6 protein-coding genes are annotated in these 5153 nt (G+C 71.1%); 2 read left to right on the top strand and 4 right to left on the bottom strand.

What is annotated here, in order from left to right; genetic code table 11:
• The first annotated feature begins 151 nt into the window (after nt 1-151).
• Entirely contained in the window at nt 152-1066 is a 915-nt protein-coding gene (locus tag FrCorBMG51_RS06005) for an alpha/beta fold hydrolase (RefSeq protein WP_047222093.1), read from the top strand.
• A 63-nt stretch (nt 1067-1129) separates the two neighbouring features.
• On the opposite strand, the gene FrCorBMG51_RS06000 is transcribed toward FrCorBMG51_RS06005, so the two are convergent.
• The 4 genes from FrCorBMG51_RS06000 to nth all read right to left on the bottom strand — a co-directional run bounded on the left by FrCorBMG51_RS06000 (nt 1130) and on the right by nth (nt 4815).
• Nucleotides 1130-2314, bottom strand: coding sequence for a MarP family serine protease (locus FrCorBMG51_RS06000; RefSeq protein WP_047222092.1), 1185 nt, complete (start codon nt 2312-2314; stop codon nt 1130-1132).
• 20 nt (nt 2315-2334) lie between these two features.
• A complete protein-coding gene (locus tag FrCorBMG51_RS05995; protein ID WP_047222091.1) occupies nt 2335-2829 on the bottom strand; it encodes a cupredoxin domain-containing protein in 495 nt (164 codons plus the stop codon).
• Nucleotides 2830-3136: 307 nt separating this feature from the next.
• On the bottom strand, nt 3137-4093 hold the full coding sequence (locus FrCorBMG51_RS05990) for an NUDIX domain-containing protein (RefSeq protein WP_235433353.1): 957 nt from the start codon (nt 4091-4093) through the stop codon (nt 3137-3139).
• The gene (gene nth / locus FrCorBMG51_RS05985) at nt 4090-4815 is read right to left on the bottom strand and encodes an endonuclease III (protein ID WP_043607334.1); all 726 of its coding nucleotides are present in this window, start codon (nt 4813-4815) and stop codon (nt 4090-4092) included. The genes FrCorBMG51_RS05990 and nth overlap by 4 nt, the downstream gene beginning before the upstream one ends.
• Nucleotides 4816-4946: 131 nt before the next feature.
• On the opposite strand from nth, the gene FrCorBMG51_RS05980 reads away from it, so the two are divergent.
• On the top strand, nt 4947-5153 hold a 207-nt coding region (locus FrCorBMG51_RS05980; protein ID WP_235433352.1), incomplete at its 3' end, for a hypothetical protein.

The following is a 5153-nucleotide window of genomic DNA, read 5'->3' as shown; positions in this document are numbered from 1 at the left end:
GAGCCGGTGAGTCGGCTCGTCAAAGGCGGACCGGTCGAAGGTGGGCCGGCCCGTCGAACCGGTCCGCTGACGCGTTCCAGCGGACATCCTGGGCCCACCTGGCACGGCGGGCATGCTGCCCCGAACCGGTCGTCTGTCATGCTGACGTGTGATGGAGGCTGCCGTTCCCGAACCCGGCGTCGTCCTTGTGGATGGCCCGTGGCGTCACCGTGACGTGTCCGCGAACGGCACCCGGCTGCACGTGGCCGAACTCGGCGAGGGCCCGCTGGTGCTGCTGCTGCACGGATTCCCCCAGTTCTGGTGGGGCTGGCGCCATCAGCTCACCGGGATCGCCGCCGCCGGCTACCGGGTGGTCGCCGCCGACCTGCGCGGCTACGGGGCCAGCGACAAGCCTCCGCGAGGCTACGACGCCTTCACCCTGTCCGACGACGTCGCCGGGCTGGTACGGGCCCTCGGTGAACGGGATGCTGTGATCGTCGGGCACGACTGGGGCGGCCTGGCCGGCTGGACGACCGCGGCGCTGTGCCCCCGGCTCGTGCGCGGGCTGGTGGTGCTGTCCATGCCGCATCCGCTGCGGACCCGGCACGAGATGCTGGCGGACCTGCGTGGGCAGGGTGTCGCCGGCCGGCATCTGATCACCTTCCAGCTGCCGTGGCGCCCGGAGCGGCTGCTGGTCGCCGACGACGCGGCCTATGTCGGTGAGGTGCTGCGGGCATGGGGCGGCCCGGGCTACCCCGACGCCGAGACGGAGGCCCGCTATCGGGAGGCGATCCGAATTCCAGGGGTCGCGCACAGCTCACTGGAGTACCACCGGTGGGTTTTCCGGTCGCTGTTCCGGCCGGACGGGGCCCGTTTCGCCGCCGCGTTGCGCCGCTCGGTGGCCGCCCCCACCCTGCAGCTGCACGGGCGCCTCGACAGGTTCATGCTCCCGTCCACCGCGCAGGGCTCAGGACGCTACGTCAGCGGTCGCTACGAGTGGAAGCTGCTGGACGGAGTCGGTCACTTCCTCCCGGAGGAGGCCCCGGACGTCGTCACCAACGAGATCCTCTCCTGGCTGACGCAGTGACGGGCTCTCCGTCCGGCCACAGCTTCGGGTCGGCCACAGCTTCGGGTCGGTCGCGGTTCCTGGTCAGTCACAGCTGCGGGTGCTGACGGCGGTGCTCGTGGCCTGACCGGCGGCGGCCAGGTCGTCCACCTCGGCGCTGGTCAGCACGTACCCGGTGTCCGAGTCGTTCGTGGCGGCGGCGAACACCACGCCGTAGACGGTGCCCTGTTCGGACAGCAACGGCCCACCGGAGTTGCCCGGCAGCACCTGCCCACGGACAGCGTAAATGTCACGCAGCACCGTGCCCTGGGAGTAGATGTTCGGGGCCCTGGCGGTCTGGCGGTTGCGGATGCGGGCCGGCGCGGTCGTGTACGGGCCGTCCTGGGGATATCCGGCGACGATCGCGTCGTCTCCAGCCCGGCCGGGCGGGTCGTTCTGGAAGGACAGCGGTGTCTGGCGCAGCCCGGGCACGTAGAGGACGGCGATGTCGGTGTCGGGGTCGAACACCACGACCCTGGCCGGCAGGGTGCTGTTGCCGACCTCGACCTGGGGTCGGGTCACCCCGGCGACAACGTGGGCGTTCGTCATCACCCGTTCCGTCGCGTAGACGAAACCGGTGCCTTCGACCCGCTTGGAACACGACGGCGCGATCCCGCGGATCTTCAGGATGCTGGCTGCCGCGGTCTGCACGGCCTGGGTGTTGTCGGCCGTGGTGTCGGGCGGTTCGATCGGCACGATCTGCCCCCCGCCGAGGCCGGCGAAGACCTCGGGGAAGCCGTTCTGGTCGACGAGTCTGCGCAGGTCGGCGAAGGCGTCGCGCACGGTGTTCGGCATGGCCGCGTCAACGGTCCGCAGGACTTCGGAGCGGCGGACGTGCTCGGCGAGGGTGGTGAACGGGGACCGGTCGACCGCCGTTGCCAGCAGCCATGCCACGAGCAGCACCGAGATACCGGAGAGCACCGCGCCGGCCACCGCGTCGACGGTCTGACCCGGCCGCCAGGTGAGCCTGTCGCGCAGGGCCGCGCCGAGCGCGGTGGCGGCGATCTGCCCGATCAGGGCGAGGCCGAGGACGACGAGAATGCCGACGATGGGGCCCTGCGACTCCGCATTGATCATTTCCGCGAACGGTGTCGCGATGTGCGCGCCGAGGACACCGCCGCCGAGGAACCCGATGAAGGACAGCGCCCCGACCACGAAGCCCTGCCGGTAGCCGGACACAGCAAAAATGATCACAGCGATGACCAGGACGAGGTCAAGAATGTCGAACATCTTCGGCTGCCCGGTATCCGCTAGCCGACCGTCAGCGTGCCGTGCATGTTCGGATGGATCGTGCAGAGGAACGAGTAACTGCCCGGTTTGTCGATGGTGAACGTGACCGACTGTGATGTGCCCGCCGAAGCGACGCTGGTACGGGCCTCGGGGATCTCCGGGATCACGAAGTTGTGCGGGGCGGAGCCCGCCGGCACCGTCAGATTTACCCTGATCTTCCCGGGCCGGGCTGTCAGGGTCGAGGGCGAGAACTCAAGAGAGGCGGTGCCGACCACGTCGAAGACCTGAACGTCATTTTCGATCTTTGGTGTGGCGGTGGCGGCGGCCGAGGGTGAACTGGCCGGCGTGTCGCTTCCGCAGCCGCTGAGCCCGAGCCCGAGGACGAGGAGGACGAGGGCGAGAGAGAACGTGAGGGTGGCGGTCGGCGTGGCCGGGCGGGCCGTTCGACGGCGACACGGCCTGTCGGCGCTGGGCGCCAGGCCCGGGAGGGTACCCGGGCCGGTCATTACGCTCATTGCTGCCTCCGGTCCTTGTCGCCCTTCGCCGACGAGCGTCTGTTCAGGACACTGTCGTCCCTGGTGTCCGGGCCGGGCGCGGATCTGTCATCGATCTGTCCGTGGAGCTGGGTGGATCGCGGGGAGCACCGGGGACTTCGGCCCGCAAAGCCCGTCCGGCGGGCCGAAGTCCGTCGAGCGGGCCGAGGTCCCGACGGGTCACCGGCCGGGCTGACGGTACCGCCCGCAGGGTGACTCGCCCGGAGCCACCCTGCGCTTCCGGCGCTCTCCACGGGCGGTTGTAACGCTGCGTGTGTGTCCGCCTGACTCATCCCGGGCCGCCCGTCGACCCCGGCGTCCGGCCGAGGCCGGTGGACGCCGGCAGGGTGTCCGCCGCGGGTGCCGGCGGGGTGCCCGTCACCGGTGACTCGACCTGTTCGGTGGGCAGCCAGGGGCGCTCCCAGCCGCCCAGCCGCAGCAGCGCGTCGATCAGCCCACCGGTGAAGCCCCAGACGAACATCTCCTGGACGCGGAAGGCCGGCCCCAGCACACCCGTCCTGCGATGGCGGACCTGCAGCCGGTTCGCCGGGTCGGCCAGGTGGGTGATCGGTACTCGGACGACCGTGGACGTCTCGCTCGGGTCCACCGGCGCGACCGGGCACGGCGTGTGCCACCATCCCAGCACCGGCGTCACCAGGAAGTGGCTCGGCGGTATGTAGAGGGCGGGTCCGGTGGCCAGGATCCGCACGCCGGCAGGGTCGAGGCCAACCTCCTCCCTGGCCTCCCGCAGCGCGGTCGTGGCCGGGGAGGTGTCGGTGGGGTCGGTCGCCCCGCCCGGGAAGGCCGACTGGCCGGCATGGCTGCGCAGGCTCGCCGCGCGTTCGATGAGCAGGATGTCAGGCCCCTGCGGGCCGTCGCCGATCAGCATGAGGACGGCCGCGGGACGCCCGTCGGCCGCGTGCAGCCTGGTCCAGGAAAGCTGGTCGGGACGGGCGGTGCGCAGGGCTGCCGCCAGGCCCGTGAGCCAGGTGGGCACGCCGGCCTCGACCGGGTTGGCCGCTTCAGCCTGGCTACCTGTTCCGGCTGGACTGCCCGTTCGGGCCGGGCCAGCCGGGCCGACCAGGCTGCCGACCCCAGCCGGGCCGCGGGCCCCCGCCAGACCGTGGTCTCCGGCCGGGCTGTGCTCTCCCGGCTCTCCCGCCAGGACGGGGGACTGCGCCGGACTGTCGGCTTCGGCCAGCCCGTCGAGATCGTCCGGGCTGTCGGGCTGCGTGGCTGTGCTCACCTGGCCGCTTCGGCGTCGGCGCGGACCAGCCGGGCGGCCTGTGCCGGCGTGGTCACGCCGAGGCCGAACGACGGGCACAGGCGGGCGATGCCGCACACGCCGCACGCCGGCCGCCGGGCGTGGCAGACCCTCCGGCCGTGGAAGATGAGCCGGTCGGAGGCGATCGTGTAGTCGCGCCGTTCGAGCAGCTTGGCGAGGTCGCTCTCGACCCTGACCGGGTCGGTGTTGGTGGTGAGCCCGAGCCGGCGCGAGAGCCGTCCGACGTGTGTGTCGACCGTGATGCCAGGCTGGTCGAAGATGTGCCCGAGCACGACGTTGGCGGTCTTGCGGCCGACCCCGGGCAGGGTGACCAGGTCGTCGAGGCGCGGGGGTACGTTCCCGTCGAAACGGTCGGCCAGGGCGGCGCCGATCCCGATGAGCGAGTTCGCCTTGGCCCGGAAGAAACCGGTCGGCCGCAGGATGGCCTCGAGTTCCGCCCGGTCGGCGGCGGCGTAGTCGTCGGCGGTGCGGTACTTCGCGAACAGCGTCGGGGTTACCTCGTTGACCTTCTTGTCGGTGCACTGGGCGGACAGGACGGTGGCGGCGAGAAGCTCGAGGGGATTGCCGAAGTTGAGCGCGATCCGTGCGTCCGGGTGGAGCTCGCCGAGTATGCGGACGATCTTCCGGGCTCGCCGTGTCCGCGCCAGCGGGCTTTCGGTGGCGGCGTCGGCGAGGGTGGACACGTTCACAGGGTATCCGGTGACCGGATCATCGCGTTCTCCAGCCGGGATGCCGGATGTGTCCAACGTCGCATCACCTAATCCTGACCCCGCGTGTTAGTTACACAGAGTTGTCCCTCACCATGGTGCCCGCCATGTTTCTGATTGCCGCGATCTCGTTCCCGCTCCTGCTTCTCGGCCTGTTGCTCGCCATGGAGCGGGTGGAGCGTCCCCTGCGCATGGCCGACTCGGGCCAGGGCCTGGAGGGCTTCCTTGACAACGCCCGCCCCGACGAGGTGAACACGTTCGTCTCCCAGGGCTTTCCGGCCGCCCTGGAGCGTTACCGCCGCCGTCTGCGGCGG

This window comes from Protofrankia coriariae (assembly GCF_001017755.1).
Lineage (GTDB): Bacteria > Actinomycetota > Actinomycetes > Frankiales > Frankiaceae > Protofrankia > Protofrankia coriariae.
The sequence above is the reverse complement of the archived record's forward strand: the minus strand, read 5'-3'. Positions and strand labels throughout refer to the sequence as shown.

What these genes read in the sequence shown, in the direction of transcription:
- FrCorBMG51_RS06005 (WP_047222093.1), top strand. Translation starts at nt 152, where the DNA reads ATGGAGGCTGCCGTTCCCGAACCCGGCGTCGTCCTTGTGGATGGCCCG.
- FrCorBMG51_RS06000 (WP_047222092.1), bottom strand. Translation starts at nt 2,314, where the DNA reads ATGTTCGACATTCTTGACCTCGTCCTGGTCATCGCTGTGATCATTTTT.
- FrCorBMG51_RS05995 (WP_047222091.1), bottom strand. Translation starts at nt 2,829, where the DNA reads ATGAGCGTAATGACCGGCCCGGGTACCCTCCCGGGCCTGGCGCCCAGC.